Here is a 16,734-nt window from a genome sequence, read left to right on the forward strand (position 1 = left end):
GACTCTCGGTCTCCGGGGCCTTCGGTCCGGGTGGTGGGCGATACTGGGTTCGAACCAGTGACCTCTTCGGTGTGAACGAAGCGCTCTCCCACTGAGCTAATCGCCCGGGCGCAACGCACACATTACCCGATGTCAGCGGTGGTCCATGACCACCCGGACGCCGCCCCGAGGCGGCCCGAGGTCACTCGTCGATCTTCCAGGGCATGACGATCCCGAACTTCCAGACGTAGATCGCGAGCAGCACCGCGACGATCACCAGACCGATGGACGTCAGGATGATGTTGCGCCGGCGCACCTTGGGGTCGAGCGCGCGCTGCGCCGCCTCGGTCACTTTGCGTTTCGTCCAGCGCAGCACGAGCTGCGCCCAGACGAACTCCGTGGCCCAGATCGCCATACCGCCGAAGATCACCAGCCAGCCCGGCCCGGGCAGCGGCAGCATGATCACGCCGGCCACGACCACGGCGAGGCCGATGATGAATACACCGACCTGCCAGCTGAGATGCAGCGTCCGGCGCGCCTTCACGAACTCGGGCGCCCGTGAGCCCAGTGGCTGCTCGGCGGGTGCGGTCACATCCCCCGTGGCGGAATCCGGGACCACCGTGGCGGCCACCTTCCGCTCGTCACTCTCCGCATTCATAAGCCCAAAGTACCCGACGAAATGGCTGTCCGGAATGACCGCACAGTCGTACGTGAGACTCCTCCGTACGGGGTACCTCAAGGATCACAAAACAGACAGAGGGGTTTACAACGGCACCGTAGGTGGCATGTCGATTTCGCCGACGTGCGAATCCCCGAGCGCACACTGAGCGAAAGGCCCTGGCGCTTATGAACACCACGGTCAGCTGCGAGCTGCACCTGCGCCTCGTTGTATCGAGCGAGTCATCACTGCCTGTACCCGCGGGCCTGCGGTATGACACGGCCGATCCTTATGCCGTGCACGCCACCTTCCACACCGGAGCCGAAGAGACGGTCGAATGGGTGTTCGCCCGCGATCTTCTCGCCGAGGGTCTTCATCGACCCACGGGAACCGGCGACGTCAGAGTCTGGCCGTCGCGCAGTCATGGCCAAGGCGTCGTCTGCATCGCTCTGAGCTCTCCGGAGGGCGAAGCCCTGCTCGAGGCCCCGGCGCGGGCCCTGGAGTCGTTCCTGAAGCGGACGGACGCCGCGGTGCCACCCGGCACCGAGCATCGTCATTTCGATCTCGATACGGAGCTCTCGCACATCCTGGCCGAAAGCTGAACTGACACCAGGCCGAGGGCAGCTCGGCGCCGTCCGACTCGGGGAGACGGCACCGCGCGGACACGGACAACCACATACGGCACGCTCCGGCGCCGTCGTCGCGGAATCCACCGCGAAGACGGCGCCGTCGCGTTTCACGGTGACCGGCTAGAGTCAGCGCAATTCGGCGGGCGCCCGCCCGCAGCAGGCCAGGGAGCGAATCGTGCTGATCCCCCACGACACCCGCATCGCCCTCGACATCGTCGTCGATCTGATGAACACCACGCCCGAGGGCGACCACGGCGACGGACTCGAGGACCTCCCGGCGCTGTACGCGTTCGTGCAGAACTACAACATCAGCGACGTGGGCGAGCTGGGCGAGCACGACCTGAACGCCGTACGCGAGGTGCGGGACCGGTTCACGGACGTGTTCGCGGCCACGGACGCCCGCACCGCGGCCGAGATGATCAACCAGCTCGTGGCCTCGGCCGGAACCACTCCGCAGCTGACGGATCACGACGGCTACGACTGGCACGTCCACTACTTCGCCCCGGGCGCCTCGGTCGCCGAGCATCTCGCGGCCGACTGCGGCATGGCGCTGGCGTTCATGATCGTGGCGGGCGAGCACGAGCGGCTGCGACGCTGCGAGGCGCCGGGCTGCGGGCGCGCCTTCGTCGATCTGTCCCGCAATCGCTCGCGCCGCTACTGCGACAGCCGCACCTGCGGAAACCGGCTGCACGTCGCCGCCTACCGGGCACGCCGCAAGGAAGCGGCCGGCTGAGGTTCACGTCGTTCACCGGGGGCTCACAGCAGAAAGAGGTCGTGGACCGCTGCCATGAGCAGAAGGAAGCCGATCACCCCGAGGAAGATCATCAGGGGCGGCTGGGAGAGCGCGAAGAGGCAGCCACGCGGCTCGTCGGCGGGGGCGGGGGCCTGGCCCCGGGAGGTATCCAGCATCTCGGGGTGATGATGACGCAGCACCGGCCCCCGTGATCGACCAACACGCGTGAAGACCGCGGGAGTTCATCCCATCCCGTGGACCCGTTCCGTGGAAGCCCCCGCGGCGGCTCGCCGCCTCAGATGCCGTGCTTCTTCAGGATCGCCTCGATGTCGCTGAAGTCCTCGCCCGGTTCGGCGGCCTGCTGCTTGCCCTTCGCCTTCGGCCGGGGCTGTGCCGCGGCAGGACGGCCGGCCTTGCCGAGGGCGGGGGCCGCGGTGGACGGGGCGACCGCGCCGGGGCGTGAGCCGTCCGTGATGGCCGCCGCCTTGCCCAGCCTGCGCCGCTCCACGGCCCGTGTGGTCATGAACAGCCCCCACGCGGCCCCGAGCACGCCCACGCCCACCCAGGCCATGGGGCTGAAGACCGTACCGGCCGCCCATTCGACGACGCCGGTCAGGACGAGCCCGAGCGGAACCAGCGCGTACGCGGCGATCCGGGCCGCCGTCAGGAAGCGCTTCCGGTACGCCGCGATGGCGGCGATGCCCAGCCCGGCCGCGGACACCGCGGAACAAATGGTCTCGGCAAGCATCCGGTCCTCCAGGCCCGTGACAACAGTTACCTTCCATCCTGCACCGGCCGACGGCCCGGGGGCCACGCTCGCTGCGCACCTCAGGGAGATCTCCGGGGCGCCCTCCTCCCCAGGTCCGAGCAGGTCCGGATTGGGGCGCGGGCGGCACGGCTGGAAGACTGGTCCCATGAGTGACTCCTCCCCCGCGGGCCCCGTCGTCCTGGACGTCTGGTGCGAGCTGCAGTGCCCCGACTGCCGCGCCGCCCTCTCCGACCTGCACGCCCTGCGCGCCCGCTACGGCGACCGGCTTCAGACGCGGCTGCGCCACTTCCCGCTGGAGAAGCACAAGCACTCCTTCGCGGCCGCACAGGCGGCGGAGGAGGCCGCGGTCCAGGGCAAGGACTGGGCGTTCGTGGAGGCGGTGCTCGGCCGGGTCGAGGAACTGGACCGCAAGGGCGAGCCGTTCCTCGTCGAGACCGCGCGTGAACTCGGCCTGGACGCCGAGGAGTTCGACACGGCCCTGATCGACGGGCGGCACATCCTGATCATCGACGCCGACCAGGCCGAGGGCAAGGCGATCGGTGTCACCGGCACCCCGACGTATGTCATCGGTGGTGAGCGGCTCGACGGCGGCAAGAGCCAGGAGGGCCTGCGCGAGCGCGTCGAGGAGATCGCCGACCGGCTCCTCGCGGAGCGCGGTGACGCCGGGACCGGGACCGGGAATCCGACCGGGATCTAGAGCAGCGGCTTGGCGAAGTGGTGGTGGGTGGTCCGGTAGCCGAGTGAGGCGTAGAGGGCGACCGCCGGCGTGTTCCCGGTGAGGACGTGCAGGGCGAGCACCGACGCCCCGGCGGCCCCCGCCACCTGCTCGGCGGTCAGCAGCAGCGCCCGCCCGTGGCCCCGGCCCCGGTGCTCCTCGGCGACCTGGACGTCGTACACGTACGCACCCCGCTCCCCCGGGCGCATCTCGCGCTCGGCGATCCAGATGTGGCCCACGACCGTTCCCCCGGCGACCAGGGCGCGCAGCCACACACCGGGGGTCGCGGGGCCGTCGGGCAGCTTCTCGTCGTGGTCGGACTCGGATCTGGCGCGTGCCCGGTCCTCGGGCAGGCCCCGGGTGATCCAGCTCCGGGCGTACCGCTCGACCGCGCCGGTCCGCCAGCCGGGGAACTCGGCCTCCGTCAGGGGCCGGCTCGCGACGCCCTCGGGGAGCACGGGGGGATCGGCCGGCACCTCCTTCAGCAGGGTGCGGCCGCTCTCGGTGTAGCAGAGCGCCCCGGCCAGCCGCAGTGCGGCGGCGGCCTCCGCGGGGACCACGGTCACGATCCGCGTACAGCCCCAGCCGCGCAGCACCTCCTCGGCCGCAAGCGCCGCGACCGTACCCCGGCCGCGCCGCCGGTCGCCGTCGTCGATCAGCAGCGAGCGCACGACGCCGGTCGAAGGGCCCGCCGCCGGGTCCCTGGCCAGCGCCACGGCGCCCACGGGCCTGCCGTTGACGCAGACGTCGTAGCTGCGTGACATGACGTCGTCGGCTTCGTGCCGGAGCGGCCCGGACGGCCGCAGGGTGGTGGTCATCAGGGGTGTTCTACCTGCCCTGCGGCCGCCCGTCACGACGTTTCGCAAGGATCACGGGTCACGGGTCACACGGACCGCGGATCCGGGTCCGCCGCGGAGTGCTCGTCGAAGATCCGCATGGCCTTGGCGGTCAGCGGACCGGGCGCGGAGGTCAGCTCACGGCCGTCGACGCGGTGCACGGCCTGGACGTCGCGGGTGGAGGAGGTCAGGAAGATCTCCTCGGCACGGTCCAGCGCGTCCATCGGCAGGTCCGCCTCCAGCGCCCCCGTCCAGGCCGCGGTCAGCGCACGGGTGATCCCGGCGAGGCAGCCCGAGGAGACCGGCGGGGTGTACAGCTGGCCGTCGAGGACGACGAAGATGTTGGAGCCGGTGCCCTCGCAGAGCTGTCCCACGGTGTTGGCGAAGATGGCCTCGGAGGCGCCCTGCTCATGGGCGCGGGCGAGGGCCACCACGTTCTCGGCGTACGAGGTGGTCTTCAGCCCGGTCAGCGCACCGCGTTCGTTGCGGGTCCACGGCACGGTGATCACGGCGGTGGTGTCGGGTCGCCGCCTGGCCTCGGCGAGCGCGACCACGAGCGTCGGGCCCTTGTCGCCGCGGTCGGAGCCGAGCGGCGACAGCCCTCCTGTGTAGGTGATCCGCAGCCGGCCGAACGGCATCGGATTCGCTTCCAGGACGGCCTCACACGCGCGGCGCACCTCGTCGTGGTCCGGGTCGGGCAGGCCGAGGCCGCGGGCCGAGCGGGTGAGCCGGTCGAGATGCAGGGTGAGGGCGAAGGGGCGGCCCTCGGTCGCCTTGACGGTCTCGAAGATGCCGTCGCCCACGGTCAGGCCGTGGTCGAACACGGAAACCAGGGCGGTGTCGGCGTCCCGCAGTCCGCCGTTGACCCAGATCCTCATGACACGGTCCTTCCACTTTGCGCGTACGTTCCCGACGCTACCGCGAGCAGCCGGGACGCCTTCAGTTCGGTCTCGTCCCACTCCCTCTCGGGGTCGGAGCCCCAGGTGATCCCGGCGCCGGTGCCGAAGCGCAGCAGTCCGTCGGCTCGGTCCATCCAGAAGGTGCGTATGCCGACGGCCAGCTCGCCGGTGCCGCGGTCGGCGTCCACCCAGCCGATGCCGCCGCAGTAGGGGCCGCGGGGCGCCGTCTCCAGCTCCGCGATGATCCGCAGGGCGCTCGACTTGGGAGCGCCGGTGACCGAGCCGGGCGGGAAGGTGGCGTCCAGGAGCTCTCGCCAGCCCGCACCTGGCCCGAGCTCGCCCCGGACCGTGGACACGAGGTGGAACAGGCCTGGGTGGGACTCGACGGCACACAGCGCCGGGACGGTCACGGTCCCGGTGGCGCAGACCCGCCCCAGGTCGTTGCGGACCAGGTCCACGATCATCACGTTCTCGGCGTGGTCCTTCTCCAGCAGATCGGCGGCCGTCCGTCCGGTGCCCTTGATCGGCCCGGACACGACCGTGCGTCCGTCGCGGCGCAGATAGAGCTCGGGCGAGGCGGTGGCGATCTCCACTCCGTGCGCGGGCAGCCTGATCGTTCCCGCGTACGGGGCGGGGTTGCCGCGCGCGAGCAGCGCGGTCAGGGCGTCGGTGTCGGCGGCGTCGGGGTCCGGCAGCGGCGCCGACAGGACGCGGCAGAGATTGGCCTGGTAGACCTCGCCGGCGGCGATGTACTCACGGATACGGCGTACGCCCGCCGTGTACGCGGCCCGGTCCAGCGAGGACGTCCAGTCGTCGGCGGCGGGGCCGCGCCAGCGCCCCGGTTCCGGGGCGGGCACCGGCTCGGGGCGCACATCGCCGAAGCGGGCGCAGGTCAGGCGCCCTTCGAAGTCCGCCGCCACGGCCCAGAAGCCGGACGATTCGAGGGCCTCGGGATCACTGGTGACATCCCTGAGGTCGGTGGCGACGAGGCCGCCGAAGCGGGCCATGGGAGCGAGGTCGTGCACGGCTGTGAGTCTATGGCGGGCCCGGTCCGGCCGCTGCGGCGCGCACCCGGCAGTGAACCCGGCGTGAACACAGCTCAGCACGCTGCGGAAACGCGTTTTTGTGCTGGCCCGGGAATCCGCTAGAGTTCAACACGTCGCCGGGACGCGAGAGCGGTCCGGGAAACGACAGGCGGACGTGGCTCAGTTGGTAGAGCATCACCTTGCCAAGGTGAGGGTCGCGAGTTCGAATCTCGTCGTCCGCTCGAGTGGGGGATCTTCCCGAGAGACCCCGCAGCTCCTGGTGGAGTGGCCGAGAGGCGAGGCAACGGCCTGCAAAGCCGTCTACACGGGTTCAAATCCCGTCTCCACCTCCAAGGACGATTAGCTCAGCGGGAGAGCGCTTCCCTGACACGGAAGAGGTCACTGGTTCAATCCCAGTATCGTCCACCGGACCTGTGAAGGTCCCCCGCGCGATTAGCTCAGCGGGAGAGCGCTTCCCTGACACGGAAGAGGTCACTGGTTCAATCCCAGTATCGCGCACGCATCACCCACGGCCCCCCGGTCGTGGTCCCGAGGACGATTAGCTCAGCGGGAGAGCGCTTCCCTGACACGGAAGAGGTCACTGGTTCAATCCCAGTATCGTCCACAGCCCGGAGCCCCCGGCCGCGTCGCGCGGCCGGGGGCTCCGTCGTATCCGCCGCTCAGGAGGAGAACAGCATCCGGCCGAAGCTCTTCTGCCGGTGGTGGCCGCCGTGGTGGCCGTGGTGCGGGGCGCCCCAGGCCGGCTGCGCCGGGGCGGGGTAGGCCTGCGGGGCGGGCGGCGCGGGCGGCGCCTGCTGCACCCACTGGGACTCCAGGCGGGTCAGCGACTCCAGCTCGCCGTAGTCGAGGAATATCCCCCGGCAGCCGCTGCACTGCTCGATCTGGACGCCATTGCGGTTGTACGTGTGCATGGGCGCATGGCACTTGGGACACTGCATGGTTCGGCTCAGCTCCTCGCCGCTCGGTCGGTGGGGTTACCCCGCTCCCACACTACGACGGGATCATGTCCTCCAACTCGGGCGGGAGGGAGGCAATTCGGGCACAGGTGTCGGTCATCATCCGCTCCACCTCGTCGAGATCGCGTCCCTCCGCGGTGCTCCTGGCGACCGCGAGGGCCGCGGTCTGGACGGTCAGCGCGCGGGCGGGTACGTCGAGTTGGGGCCAGGGATCACCGCCGCCGGACCCGGTGGCGGGGCCGCCCGAGCGCCGGTACGCGGTGAGGAATCGCGACCAGATGTCCGGGGACAGCATTCCCGCCGCGTACCAGGCCGCGGGGCGGGCGAGGTCCCAGGCGGGATCGCCGAGGCCGAGGTCGTCGACGTCGATGAGCTGCCAGGGGCCGTCGTGGGCGGGATGGCGGACGAGCTGGCCCAGATGGAGATCGCCGTGGCAGAGCCGGGCGCCACGGGGCGCGGGTGCCTCGCCGCGCGCCCAGGCGGGCAGCCGGTCCCATGCCTCGAGCACCGACCGGGCGGCGGGGTGGGCGGGGGCCGCCGCACGCATCCTGGCCACCGCCGAGGCCGCCTTGGCCGGACCGCGCATGACCGGCAGCGGTCCGGGAAGCGCGTCGAGCGGCACGGTGTGGAGGCGGGCGAGCAGGACCGCGGCCTCCTCCCAGGGCGCGCCGTCCGGGTCCTCGGGGTCCACCGGACTGCCGTAGGGCCAGGCGGAGACGGGGCGCTCGCCGAGAGCGGCGGTGTACGGGACGGGCGGCAGCAGGATCCCGGCCAGCCGGGGATGCGAGGCGACGGCGATCCGGGCGCGGTGGTCGTCCGGATCGGTCCCGGGAGCATGGGCCTTGGCGACGACGCGGCCGTGTCGTACGACGATTCCGTCCGGCCGCTCGGCCAGCACCTCCCCGTCCCGCCCGCAGGCCCGGCACACCGCCCGCGCCCCGGCCGCATGCGCGGCTTCCCGCGCCACGTCCGAAAGCGCGCCCACCACTGCGCGGTTGCTCTGCTCCACCCGGTGAGCGTACGGGCCGGGCCGGGGTCCCGGCGGGGGCGGGGCGCCCCGGGGCCGGAAATGGCGCCGGCCGGTCAGCTCCCCAGCTGACCGGCCGAGCGCTGTCGTCCGCCGCACCCCCGTCCCCACGGGGCTTTTTGGGTGGGATGTCCCCGACCCGGGCCGCTCACCCGGATCCGGGGCGCCGCTCAGCGCCCCAGCATCACGCCCACGGACGACGCCTGTGTGACCACTGCCTCCCAGCCGCCGAAGGCGACGACGAGCAGGGTCGCGAGAGGAAGAACCATGGCCGTTGCGACCAACGGGTGACGCCGGCCGGAGGAACGGCCGCCGAACGTGGCGAAGGCCTTGCGTCCCTGCGTGCGGATCATGGTCCGCGATGCCGTGTCCGCCATGGTTCCTCTCCTGTCGTTGTTGGCAGCGGCGGGTGCGTGGCCTCGGGGGACGAGTGCCGCTCCCGCCGCTTGACTTCAAGATTAGGGACGCGGGCGTCCCCGGGCGTCATGCCCGCGTACCGATTGCCGGGCCTCCCGGAGGATGAGCGTCCCGCCTCGCGCGTACTCCCCTGGGTGGAGAAGTGGACCTAGTCCTGGGGGTCTTCCCTGAGAGGGAGGCGGTCTCCGGGAGCCTCGCCCGGCACGGGCTGCTCCACGAGCGCGAGCACGCGGTTGGCCATGAACCGGGCGGTTCGCACGACCGAACCGGAGCGCGTGACTTCGCTCACTTCCACCACCCCTCGCCGCACCGCCGTCTCCACCCGGCGGCCCGCCCGGCTTGCCACCACTTCGTACGTCCTCGTGGTGTCACCCGCGTCCACGACTATCTCCACACGGTCGCCCTTCATGGATCCAATCCCCCTTCTGCCACGGATCATTGGGATCGCGCACGGGCCGGATGCCCTGGATCCCGGGCGCTCCTGACCACTCTTCAAGTTTCCCATCCGGCACTGACAATCGATCGGCCCGCGAGGGCGCGGCCTATGAGCACACCGGCCTACGGGTACGTAAGCTGTGCCACGTCAAACCGACCACCGGCCAGCGGGGAATGAACATGTCGATGATGCGGCTCCGGCGCGAGGATCCGCGTGTCGTCGGCTCGTTCAGGCTGCACCGGCGGCTCGGTGCGGGCGGCATGGGCGTCGTGTATCTCGGCTCGGACCGGCGCGGCCAGCGGGTGGCCCTCAAGGTGATCCGCCCGGACCTCGCCGAGGACCAGGAGTTCCGCTCCCGGTTCGCCCGGGAGGTGTCCGCCGCACGGCGCATCAGGGGTGGCTGTACGGCCCGGCTCGTCGCCGCCGATCTGGAGGCGGAGCGGCCCTGGTTCGCGACGCAGTACGTGCCCGGGCCGTCGCTGCACGACAAGGTGGCCGCGGACGGTTCGCTCACCGCTGCCGAGACCGCCGCGATCGGCGCCGCCCTCTCGGAAGGGCTCGTCGCCGTGCACGAGGCCGGCGTGGTGCACCGGGACCTCAAGCCGTCGAACATCCTGCTCTCCCCCAAGGGCCCCAGGATCATCGACTTCGGCATCGCCTGGGCGACCGGCGCGAGCACGCTCACCCACGTCGGAACGGCGGTCGGCTCCCCCGGCTTCCTCGCCCCCGAGCAGGTGCGTGGCGCCGTCGTCACGCCCGCGACGGACGTCTTCTCGCTGGGCGCGACGCTCGCGTACGCGGCGACGGGCGACTCCCCCTTCGGGCACGGCAGTTCCGAGGTGATGCTCTACCGGGTGGTGCACGAGGAGCCGCAGCTGTACGGCGTGCCGGACGCGCTGGCTCCGCTGCTGCAGGCGTGTCTGGCGAAGGACCCGGACGAGCGTCCGAGCACGCTCCAGCTGTCGATGCGGCTGAAGGAGATCGCGGCCCGCGAGGCGCAGGGGCTGCCGGAGGTGCGGCCGCCGGTCCAGCGCGAGCGGACCGAGCAGGAGTCGCCCTCGGGCCGTCCCACCGCGCGGTACACGGAACGCACCACGCACGGCAGGCCGTCGGCCACCGGCGGGACCGCGGGACCGTCCGCCTCGCGGGACCGGGTGTCACGGCCGTCGGCGCCGCGTACGGGCGGCTCCCGGCCGGCGCCGTCGCGGGGCGGGGCGAGCACGGCGGGCCGTCCCGCGTCCCGGCCCGGGGTGCGCACGACGTCCACCGGACGCAGGCCGGCCAATCCCCGGCTGCTGCGTCAGCGGATCTTCGTGTTCGTCGTCGTGACCCTGGTCGTGGCGGTGGGCATCACCATGGCGCAGGGGCTGCGGGGCTAGACCGGCTGCGGCCCGTCGGGTCAGGCCTGGTTCTCCGGGCGGCCGGTGGCCACCGCGTAGAACGCCACCGCGGCGGCCGCGCCGACGTTCAGCGAGTCCACGCCGTGGGCCATGGGGATGCGCACCCATTCGTCGGCTGCCATCAGGGCCTTGGTGGAGAGCCCGTCGCCCTCCGCGCCGAGCATCAGCGCCACCCGGTCGAGCCGGTGCGGGGCCGCCTCGTCGATCGCCGACGCCTTCTCGTCCGGAGTGAGCGCGAGCAGCTTGAAGCCCGCCTGCCGTACGGCTTCGAGGCCCTTGGGCCAGGTGTCGAGGCGGGCGTAGGGAACGGAGAACACGGCCCCCATCGACACCTTCACCGAACGCCGGTAGAGCGGGTCGGCGCAGTCGGGCGAGAGCAGTACGGCGTCCATGCCGAGGGCGGCCGCGCTCCGGAAGATCGCGCCGATGTTGGTGTGGTCGTTGACCGACTCCATGATCACGACACGGCGGGTGCTGCCCAGGAGCTCGTCGGCCGTGGGCAGCGGCTTGCGCTGCATGGAGGCGAGCGCGCCGCGGTGCACGTGGTAGCCGGTGACGCGTTCGGCGAGGTCCGGGCTGACGGCGTAGACCGGAGCCGGGACCTCGTCGATCACGTCGCGCATGACGTCGACCCACTTGGCGGACAGCAGCATCGACCGCATCTCGTAACCGGCGTGCCTGGCCCGGCGGATGACCTTCTCGCCCTCGGCGATGAAGAGTCCCTCCGCGGGCTCGCGCTTGCGCCGCAGTTCGACGTCGGTCAGGCCCGTGTAGTCGCGCAGCCGCGGGTCCTCGGGGTCATCGACGGTGATGATGTCAGCCACAGGGTGATACTGCCTTGTCCGGGGGATGGTGCCAACGGTCGGGACGGAGGGTTCGGTTACCGCTGGTTACTCGTGTGGGTCTCGGTGCCGGCCGAGGGCCCCTCGGCGACGACATCGCCGATGACGATGACGGCGGGGGGCCGTACGTCCTGGGTCCTGACGGTCTCCGCGACCGTCGCGAGCGTCGCGTCCACCCGGCGCTGGGCGGCCGTCGTCCCCTCCTGGACCAGGGCGAGCGGGGTGTCGGGAGCCTTGCCGTGGGTGATCAGGGCCTCGGCGATCGCGCCGATCTTGTCGACGCCCATGAGGATCACGAGCGTGCCGGTCAGCTTGGCGAGCGACTGCCAGTCGACGAGCGAACGGGGGTCGTCGGGCGCGACATGGCCGCTGACGACGGTGAACTCATGGGCCACGCCGCGGTGGGTGACCGGGATGCCGGCGGCGCCGGGCACCGAGATCGAGCTGGAGATGCCGGGGACGACGGTGCAGCTGATCCCCGCCTCGGCGAGCGCCTGGACCTCCTCCATGCCGCGGCCGAACACGAACGGGTCGCCGCCCTTGAGCCGGACGACCGACCTGCCCGCCTTGGCGTGCTCGATCAGGGCGTTGTTGATGGCCTCCTGGGCCATGAAGCGCCCGTACGGGATCTTCGCGGCGTCGATCACCTCGACGTGCGGCGGGAGTTCGTCGAGCAGGTCACGCGGGCCGAGGCGGTCGGCGATGACGACGTCGGCCTCGGCGAGGAGACGGCGGCCGCGGACCGTGATGAGGTCCGGGTCGCCGGGGCCGCCGCCGACGAGGGCGACGAAGGGAGCGCGGGAGCGGTGGTGGGGCGCGGCGAGGGAGCCGTCGCGCAGGCCCTCGACGATGGCGTCCCGTACGGCTGCCGAGCGGCGGGGGTCCCGGCCGGTGAGCACGGCGACGGTGACACCCTCGCTGCGTCCGGTCGCCGGGGTCCAGGCCGTCGCCGCCTCCGCGTCGTCGGAGCGTACGCACCACGTCTTGGTGCGCTCGGCCTCGTCGGAGGCGGCCGCGTTGGCGACGGGGTCGCCGGTGGCGACCAGGGCGTACCAGGCGTCGGCGATGTCCCCGTCCTCGTACCGGCGCCGGGTCCAGGTGATCTCGCCCGACTCGGCCATCGCTTCGACGGACGGGGTCGCGGAGGGCGAGATCAGGGTGACGTCGGCACCGGCCGCGATGAGCGCGGGGAGACGACGCTGGGCCACCTGCCCGCCGCCGATGACGACGACGCGGCGGCCGGCGAGACGGAGGCCTACGGGATAGGCGGGGTGCTCGTGCGCCTGCGCGTGCTGGTGCGCGTGCTCGACGTGCTCGGCCATGGCGGTGCGGCTCCTCGGGGCGGCGGTGCGGGCCGCTGCGACGGTGAAGCGGCTGGTGGGGACGGGTATGAGGGTCCTGGCGACCACGATACGGCGTCGCGGCCGCACCGTTGTGCCGGGTGGTACGCGCTCACCTCCCCGTCCTGCGGGAGGGATGGGCACGAACCACCCGGCGAACCCTGGTACCGGCTACTTCTCCGTGACGCCCGCCGAGTCGAACGTCGCCACCTCGTGCATGGCCCGGGCCGCGCTCTGCACCAGCGGGAGGGCGAGGAGGGCCCCGGTGCCCTCGCCGAGGCGGAGGTCGAGGTCGACCAGAGGGCGCAGACCCAGCTTGTTGAGGGCCGCGACATGGCCGGGCTCGGCACTGCGGTGGCCCGCGATGCACGCCGCGAGGGCCTCCGGCGCGACGGCCCGCGCGACCAGGGCGGCGGCTCCCGCGGAGACACCGTCCAGGACCACCGGCGTACGCAGCGACGCACCGCCCAGGATGAAGCCGACCAGCGCGGCGTGCTCCAGCCCGCCGACCGCCGCGAGGACGCCGACGGGGTCGGCCGGATCCGGCTGGTGGAGATCCAGCGCACGCCGGACGACGTCCACCTTCCGCGCGTGCATCTCGTCGTTGATGCCGGTGCCGCGCCCGGTGACCTCCGCCGGGTCCACGCCCGTGTACACGGAGACCAGCGCGGCCGACGCCGTCGTGTTGGCGATGCCCATCTCACCGGTGAGCAGCGCCTTGTTGCCCGCGGAGACGAGATCGCGCGCGGTCTCGATGCCGACCTCGATCGCGGAGAGGACGTCCTCGCGTGAGAGCGCGGGGCCCGTCGTGAAGTCGGCCGTGCCCGGGCGGACCTTGCGCGGCAGCAGTCCTGGCGTCGCCGGCAGCTCGGACGCGACGCCGACGTCGATGACGCAGACCTCCGCACCGACCTGGTTGGCGAAGGCGTTGCACACCGCTCCCCCACCGAGGAAGTTCGCGACCATCTGGCCGGTCACCTCCTGGGGCCAGGCCGTGACGCCCTGGGCGTGCACCCCGTGGTCACCGGCGAAGATGGCGACCGCCGCGGGCTCCGGGATCGGCGGCGGGCACATCCGGGACAGCCCGGCCAGCTGCGCGGAGATGATCTCCAGCATGCCGAGTGCGCCGGCGGGCTTGGTCATCCGCTTCTGCCGCTCCCACGCCTCACCGAGCGCCTTGGCGTCCAACGGGCGGATGTTGGAGACGGTCTCCTGGAGCAGATCGTGCGGCTCCTCGCCGGGCAGGGCACGGCGGCCGTACGTCTCCTCGTGGACGACCCAGGAGAGCGGGCGGCGCTTGGACCAGCCCGCCTGCATCAGCTCGGGCTCCTCCGGGAACTCGTCGACGTAACCGACGCAGAGGTACGCCACGACCTCCAGGTGCTCCGGCAGGCCGAGCGCGCGGACCATCTCACGCTCGTCGAAGAAGCTGACCCAGCCGACGCCGAGGCCTTCGGCGCGGGCGGCGAGCCAGAGGTTCTCCACAGCCAGGGCCGAGGAGTACGGGGCCATCTGCGGCTGGGTGTGCCGGCCGAGGGTGTGGCGGCCGCCGCGCGTCGGGTCGGCGGTGACCACGATGTTCACCGGGGTGTCGAGGATCGCCTCGATCTTCAGTTCCTTGAACTGCTTCGCCCGGCCCTTGGGCAGCGACTTGGCGTACGCCTCGCGCTGGCGCTGGGCGAGTTCGTGCATCGAGCGCCGGGTCTCGGCGGACTTGATGACGACGAAGTCCCAGGGCTGCGAGTGGCCGACGGACGGCGCGGTGTGCGCGGCTTCGAGGACGCGGAGGAGGACCTCGTGCGGGATGGGGTCGCTGCGGAAGCCGTTGCGGATGTCGCGGCGTTCACGGATCACACGGAGGACGGCTTCGCGTTCGGCGTCGGCGAAGCCGGGGGCCGGCGCGCCGCTCGTCTCGTCGGCGTCGGCGTCGTCGTCGGCGGCGGCGGCGGCAGCGGCAGCGGCAGCGGCAGCGGCGTCCTCGGCAACGGCCACGGGCTCCGATTCCTGCTCCTGCTCCGGTGCGGCGTCGGTCGCCGGCGCGGGAGCGGGAGCGGGCTCCGGAGCGGCGTCCTGCGCGGTCGGCTGCCCCGCGTCGGCCGGTTCGGGCTTCGCCGTGGGCTCCACGACCGCCTGCTCCTCGACCACGTACTCCCCGGCCGCCAGCTCCTCGACCACGTACTCCCCGGCCGCCTGCTCCTCGACCACGTACTCCTCGGCCACCTGCTGCGGAACCTCGGTGGCGTCCGCGGGCGCCACGGCCTCGGGCTGCGGCTGGTCGTCGCCATCGCCGTTCCGGGGCGCGGGCACGGGGGCGACGGCTTCGGGCTGCGGGGCGGGCTCCGTCTCGGCCACGGGTACGGGCTCCGGCTCGGGCGCCACGGCCCGCGGTTCCACCACGGCTTCAGCGAACGGTTCGGCCACCGGTTCCACCGTCGGCTCGGCGGCGGGCTCACGAGTCCCGACGGGCTCCGTGGCGGCGGCCACGGCAACGGGAGCGGCCTGGGGCTCGGCAACAGACTCGGGCACGGGCTCGGAAAGCTCTTCCTCGGCCGGGGCCATCTCGGCAACCGGCCACGGAGCAAGATGCGGGGTGGTCGGAAGAGAACCCTCCACCGGCACGAACTGGCCGACGGGGGCAGGGTCCGGAGCCACCGAAGACGCCGCGGCGCCGGTTTCGGCGGCCACCCGCGCGCTCTCCGGGACGACCGCGCCGGCCGTCTCCAGGGCCTCCTCGGCCTCGGCCACCGCCACCGCCACGGCCGCCTGGTGCTGAACCTGCTGCGGGGCCGCCCACGGAGTGGCGCCCTGCGGCGGAATCTCACCGAGCTGCGGGCCGGGCAGGACGGCCTGCTCCTCGTGCGGTACGTCGAGGTACTCGGGGCCGGTGGTCGGCGGGCCCGCGACGGGCGCGGGCATCGGGCTCTGCGGCATCGGCGTCGGCATGTGGGCGGTGCCGTTGCTCCGGAGCTCGGCCGGGCCGCGGTCGGACAGCGAGCGGACGACGCCGCCTGTCGCGTCGGGCACCGGCGGCCCCATGTGGAGGGGGCGGCGCGCGGGCGGCGGTGTCGGCAGGGACGTCGTCGCGGGTACGGGAGGCGGCATCCGAACGCCGCCGAGGTCGAGGGAACCGGAGTCCCGCCCGCCTGCCTCGTGCGCCCCTGCCTCGTGTGCTCCGGCCTCGTGTGCTCCGGCCTCGTGCGTCCACTGCTCGGGGGCTGTCTGCTGCTCCGGCTGGGCCTGCTGCTGCGGCGCGACCGGCGCGACCTGATGCGCCGCGGCGGCCTGCTCGTACAGTGCCTGGTCGTGTCCCGCCTGCTCGGGCGTCATGGCGTACGCGCCGTGCAGCTGCTCGGAAGGATGCACGGGGGCCGCGGGCTCGGCGGTCGGCGTGTACACCGGCACGCCCGCGGCGGGCACCGCCGTCTGTACCGCCACGCCCTCCGGCGCCATCTGCATCGCCTGAGCATGAGCATGCGCATGCGCGGGACCCGGAGCCTGGTCGGCCGTCGCGACCGGCGCGGCCACCTGCTGCGGGTCGCTCCACGCGCCCTGCGCACTCGGCATCAACAACAGGTCGTCGTCTTCGCCGACGGTTTCGGCGCCACTGCCGGAGGGATCGAGGAAGGTGTACGCGCCCGGGGCGGGGATGCCCGGCTGCTCCACCATGCCTGCGTTCTCCGGCAGCCCCTCGCCCGGGACCTGGCCGGTGTCAGTCATGCGTACCCCTCGCCCATCGGTTGTGCTCCTTCAGACCTTCGCCCGGGGCGCCCGATCGCGGCACACACCCGTGCCCGTCACTACAAGAACGAGCGTGTGCGCCGCGCGGCACGAAAGCCCGCAGACACAAGCATTGTCGTGCGCGTTCGCGTCCACGGCAGCAGGATTCGCCACGGTTCGCTGTGGACTGCGCCACGTCGCGCGTCCCCCGGTCGCGCCGTACCACACCTGGGACCCAAAACGGTCCCCTTTTCCGGATATTGGCGATCGAATCGGCCAACACCTGACTGCGGTACAACGATCGGCCAGCCTACCGCGCCACCGCATGGCGGCAG

The 16,734-nt window shown here is 72.4% G+C and carries 17 protein-coding genes and 6 tRNA genes; 9 read left to right on the plus strand and 14 right to left on the minus strand.

Annotated elements, in window-relative coordinates; all coding sequences use genetic code 11:
• Nucleotides 1-31: 31 nt before the first annotated feature.
• Nucleotides 32-106, minus strand: a tRNA-Val gene (locus ACIQMR_RS08560).
• A gap of 75 nt (nucleotides 107-181) precedes the next feature.
• Nucleotides 182-637, minus strand: coding sequence for a TIGR02611 family protein (locus ACIQMR_RS08565; RefSeq protein ID WP_401384458.1), 456 nt, complete (start codon nucleotides 635-637; stop codon nucleotides 182-184).
• A 188-nt stretch (nucleotides 638-825) separates the two neighbouring features.
• On the opposite strand from ACIQMR_RS08565, the gene ACIQMR_RS08570 reads away from it, so the two are divergent.
• A complete protein-coding gene (locus ACIQMR_RS08570; protein ID WP_003959770.1) occupies nucleotides 826-1,239 on the plus strand; it encodes an SsgA family sporulation/cell division regulator in 414 nt (137 codons plus the stop codon).
• Nucleotides 1,240-1,441: 202 nt separating this feature from the next.
• Complete coding sequence (locus tag ACIQMR_RS08575) at nucleotides 1,442-1,999, plus strand: CGNR zinc finger domain-containing protein (protein ID WP_401384460.1); 558 nt, start codon at nucleotides 1,442-1,444, stop codon at nucleotides 1,997-1,999.
• Between the two features lie 23 nt (nucleotides 2,000-2,022).
• On the opposite strand, the gene ACIQMR_RS08580 is transcribed toward ACIQMR_RS08575, so the two are convergent.
• Nucleotides 2,023-2,175: a hypothetical protein gene (locus ACIQMR_RS08580; RefSeq protein WP_266375746.1), complete on the minus strand. Its 153-nt coding sequence runs from the start codon at nucleotides 2,173-2,175 to the stop codon at nucleotides 2,023-2,025.
• Between the two features lie 119 nt (nucleotides 2,176-2,294).
• Entirely contained in the window at nucleotides 2,295-2,747 is a 453-nt protein-coding gene (locus ACIQMR_RS08585) for a hypothetical protein (protein WP_401384463.1), read from the minus strand.
• Nucleotides 2,748-2,913: 166 nt separating this feature from the next.
• Here ACIQMR_RS08585 and ACIQMR_RS08590 point away from each other — a divergent pair, with 166 nt between their 5' ends.
• Nucleotides 2,914-3,465 (plus strand): DsbA family protein, encoded by a 552-nt coding sequence (locus ACIQMR_RS08590; protein WP_401384465.1) that lies wholly within the window; start codon nucleotides 2,914-2,916, stop codon nucleotides 3,463-3,465.
• Here the strand turns inward: ACIQMR_RS08590 and ACIQMR_RS08595 are convergent.
• The 3 genes from ACIQMR_RS08595 to ACIQMR_RS08605 all read right to left on the minus strand — a co-directional run bounded on the left by ACIQMR_RS08595 (nucleotide 3,462) and on the right by ACIQMR_RS08605 (nucleotide 6,243).
• On the minus strand, nucleotides 3,462-4,301 hold the full coding sequence (locus tag ACIQMR_RS08595) for a GNAT family N-acetyltransferase (protein ID WP_401384467.1): 840 nt from the start codon (nucleotides 4,299-4,301) through the stop codon (nucleotides 3,462-3,464). The genes ACIQMR_RS08590 and ACIQMR_RS08595 overlap by 4 nt on opposite strands.
• A 65-nt stretch (nucleotides 4,302-4,366) precedes the next feature.
• Complete coding sequence (locus ACIQMR_RS08600) at nucleotides 4,367-5,197, minus strand: aminotransferase class IV (protein ID WP_340369083.1); 831 nt, start codon at nucleotides 5,195-5,197, stop codon at nucleotides 4,367-4,369.
• Entirely contained in the window at nucleotides 5,194-6,243 is a 1,050-nt protein-coding gene (locus ACIQMR_RS08605) for a chorismate-binding protein (protein WP_401384469.1), read from the minus strand. Before ACIQMR_RS08605 ends, ACIQMR_RS08600 begins: the two co-directional genes overlap by 4 nt.
• A gap of 169 nt (nucleotides 6,244-6,412) precedes the next feature.
• Between ACIQMR_RS08605 and ACIQMR_RS08610 the strand changes: the two genes are divergently transcribed.
• The 5 genes from ACIQMR_RS08610 to ACIQMR_RS08630 all read left to right on the plus strand — a co-directional run bounded on the left by ACIQMR_RS08610 (nucleotide 6,413) and on the right by ACIQMR_RS08630 (nucleotide 6,868).
• Nucleotides 6,413-6,485 (plus strand) — tRNA-Gly (locus tag ACIQMR_RS08610).
• A 37-nt stretch (nucleotides 6,486-6,522) separates the two neighbouring features.
• Nucleotides 6,523-6,596 (plus strand) — tRNA-Cys (locus tag ACIQMR_RS08615).
• 1 nt (nucleotide 6,597) lies between these two features.
• Nucleotides 6,598-6,669, plus strand: a tRNA-Val gene (locus ACIQMR_RS08620).
• Nucleotides 6,670-6,690: 21 nt separating this feature from the next.
• A tRNA-Val gene (locus ACIQMR_RS08625) sits at nucleotides 6,691-6,762 on the plus strand.
• A 34-nt stretch (nucleotides 6,763-6,796) separates the two neighbouring features.
• Nucleotides 6,797-6,868 (plus strand) — tRNA-Val (locus ACIQMR_RS08630).
• Nucleotides 6,869-6,923: 55 nt separating this feature from the next.
• Here the strand turns inward: ACIQMR_RS08630 and ACIQMR_RS08635 are convergent.
• The 4 genes from ACIQMR_RS08635 to ACIQMR_RS08650 all read right to left on the minus strand — a co-directional run bounded on the left by ACIQMR_RS08635 (nucleotide 6,924) and on the right by ACIQMR_RS08650 (nucleotide 9,073).
• Nucleotides 6,924-7,202 carry a zf-TFIIB domain-containing protein gene (locus ACIQMR_RS08635; protein ID WP_358662545.1) on the minus strand — a complete coding sequence of 93 codons (279 nt, stop codon included), beginning with the start codon at nucleotides 7,200-7,202 and terminating at the stop codon, nucleotides 6,924-6,926.
• Between the two features lie 52 nt (nucleotides 7,203-7,254).
• Nucleotides 7,255-8,229 (minus strand): phosphotransferase family protein, encoded by a 975-nt coding sequence (locus ACIQMR_RS08640; protein ID WP_401384472.1) that lies wholly within the window; start codon nucleotides 8,227-8,229, stop codon nucleotides 7,255-7,257.
• A gap of 188 nt (nucleotides 8,230-8,417) precedes the next feature.
• Nucleotides 8,418-8,624, minus strand: a complete 207-nt coding sequence (locus ACIQMR_RS08645; protein WP_266375730.1) for a hypothetical protein — start codon at nucleotides 8,622-8,624, stop codon at nucleotides 8,418-8,420.
• 188 nt (nucleotides 8,625-8,812) lie between these two features.
• The gene (locus tag ACIQMR_RS08650) at nucleotides 8,813-9,073 is read right to left on the minus strand and encodes a hypothetical protein (protein WP_266375728.1); all 261 of its coding nucleotides are present in this window, start codon (nucleotides 9,071-9,073) and stop codon (nucleotides 8,813-8,815) included.
• Nucleotides 9,074-9,279: 206 nt separating this feature from the next.
• On the opposite strand from ACIQMR_RS08650, the gene ACIQMR_RS08655 reads away from it, so the two are divergent.
• Nucleotides 9,280-10,479, plus strand: coding sequence for a serine/threonine-protein kinase (locus ACIQMR_RS08655; protein ID WP_401384475.1), 1,200 nt, complete (start codon nucleotides 9,280-9,282; stop codon nucleotides 10,477-10,479).
• Between the two features lie 20 nt (nucleotides 10,480-10,499).
• On the opposite strand, the gene ACIQMR_RS08660 is transcribed toward ACIQMR_RS08655, so the two are convergent.
• The 3 genes from ACIQMR_RS08660 to cobT all read right to left on the minus strand — a co-directional run bounded on the left by ACIQMR_RS08660 (nucleotide 10,500) and on the right by cobT (nucleotide 16,399).
• Nucleotides 10,500-11,324 (minus strand): TrmH family RNA methyltransferase, encoded by an 825-nt coding sequence (locus tag ACIQMR_RS08660; protein WP_401384477.1) that lies wholly within the window; start codon nucleotides 11,322-11,324, stop codon nucleotides 10,500-10,502.
• Nucleotides 11,325-11,380: 56 nt separating this feature from the next.
• Entirely contained in the window at nucleotides 11,381-12,664 is a 1,284-nt protein-coding gene (gene cobA / locus ACIQMR_RS08665) for a uroporphyrinogen-III C-methyltransferase (RefSeq protein WP_401384479.1), read from the minus strand.
• 189 nt (nucleotides 12,665-12,853) lie between these two features.
• The gene (gene cobT / locus ACIQMR_RS08670; protein WP_401384482.1) at nucleotides 12,854-16,399 is read right to left on the minus strand and encodes a nicotinate-nucleotide--dimethylbenzimidazole phosphoribosyltransferase; all 3,546 of its coding nucleotides are present in this window, start codon (nucleotides 16,397-16,399) and stop codon (nucleotides 12,854-12,856) included.
• Nucleotides 16,400-16,734: the final 335 nt, after the last annotated feature.

It is taken from the genome of Streptomyces sp. NPDC091376, assembly GCF_044757085.1.
Lineage (GTDB): Bacteria > Actinomycetota > Actinomycetes > Streptomycetales > Streptomycetaceae > Streptomyces > Streptomyces pratisoli.

Excerpts from the sequence above, each read along its gene's own strand:
- ACIQMR_RS08595 (WP_401384467.1), bottom strand. The coding sequence starts at position 4,301 with ATGACCACCACCCTGCGGCCGTCCGGGCCGCTCCGGCACGAAGCCGAC.
- ACIQMR_RS08600 (WP_340369083.1), bottom strand. The coding sequence starts at position 5,197 with ATGAGGATCTGGGTCAACGGCGGACTGCGGGACGCCGACACCGCCCTG.
- ACIQMR_RS08650 (WP_266375728.1), bottom strand. The coding sequence starts at position 9,073 with ATGAAGGGCGACCGTGTGGAGATAGTCGTGGACGCGGGTGACACCACG.
- ACIQMR_RS08655 (WP_401384475.1), top strand. The coding sequence starts at position 9,280 with ATGTCGATGATGCGGCTCCGGCGCGAGGATCCGCGTGTCGTCGGCTCG.
- cobT (WP_401384482.1), bottom strand. The coding sequence starts at position 16,399 with ATGACTGACACCGGCCAGGTCCCGGGCGAGGGGCTGCCGGAGAACGCA.
- ACIQMR_RS08645 (WP_266375730.1), bottom strand. The coding sequence starts at position 8,624 with ATGGCGGACACGGCATCGCGGACCATGATCCGCACGCAGGGACGCAAG.
- ACIQMR_RS08570 (WP_003959770.1), top strand. The coding sequence starts at position 826 with ATGAACACCACGGTCAGCTGCGAGCTGCACCTGCGCCTCGTTGTATCG.
- ACIQMR_RS08635 (WP_358662545.1), bottom strand. The coding sequence starts at position 7,202 with ATGCAGTGTCCCAAGTGCCATGCGCCCATGCACACGTACAACCGCAAT.
- ACIQMR_RS08585 (WP_401384463.1), bottom strand. The coding sequence starts at position 2,747 with ATGCTTGCCGAGACCATTTGTTCCGCGGTGTCCGCGGCCGGGCTGGGC.
- ACIQMR_RS08590 (WP_401384465.1), top strand. The coding sequence starts at position 2,914 with ATGAGTGACTCCTCCCCCGCGGGCCCCGTCGTCCTGGACGTCTGGTGC.
- ACIQMR_RS08565 (WP_401384458.1), bottom strand. The coding sequence starts at position 637 with ATGAATGCGGAGAGTGACGAGCGGAAGGTGGCCGCCACGGTGGTCCCG.
- cobA (WP_401384479.1), bottom strand. The coding sequence starts at position 12,664 with ATGGCCGAGCACGTCGAGCACGCGCACCAGCACGCGCAGGCGCACGAG.
- ACIQMR_RS08580 (WP_266375746.1), bottom strand. The coding sequence starts at position 2,175 with ATGCTGGATACCTCCCGGGGCCAGGCCCCCGCCCCCGCCGACGAGCCG.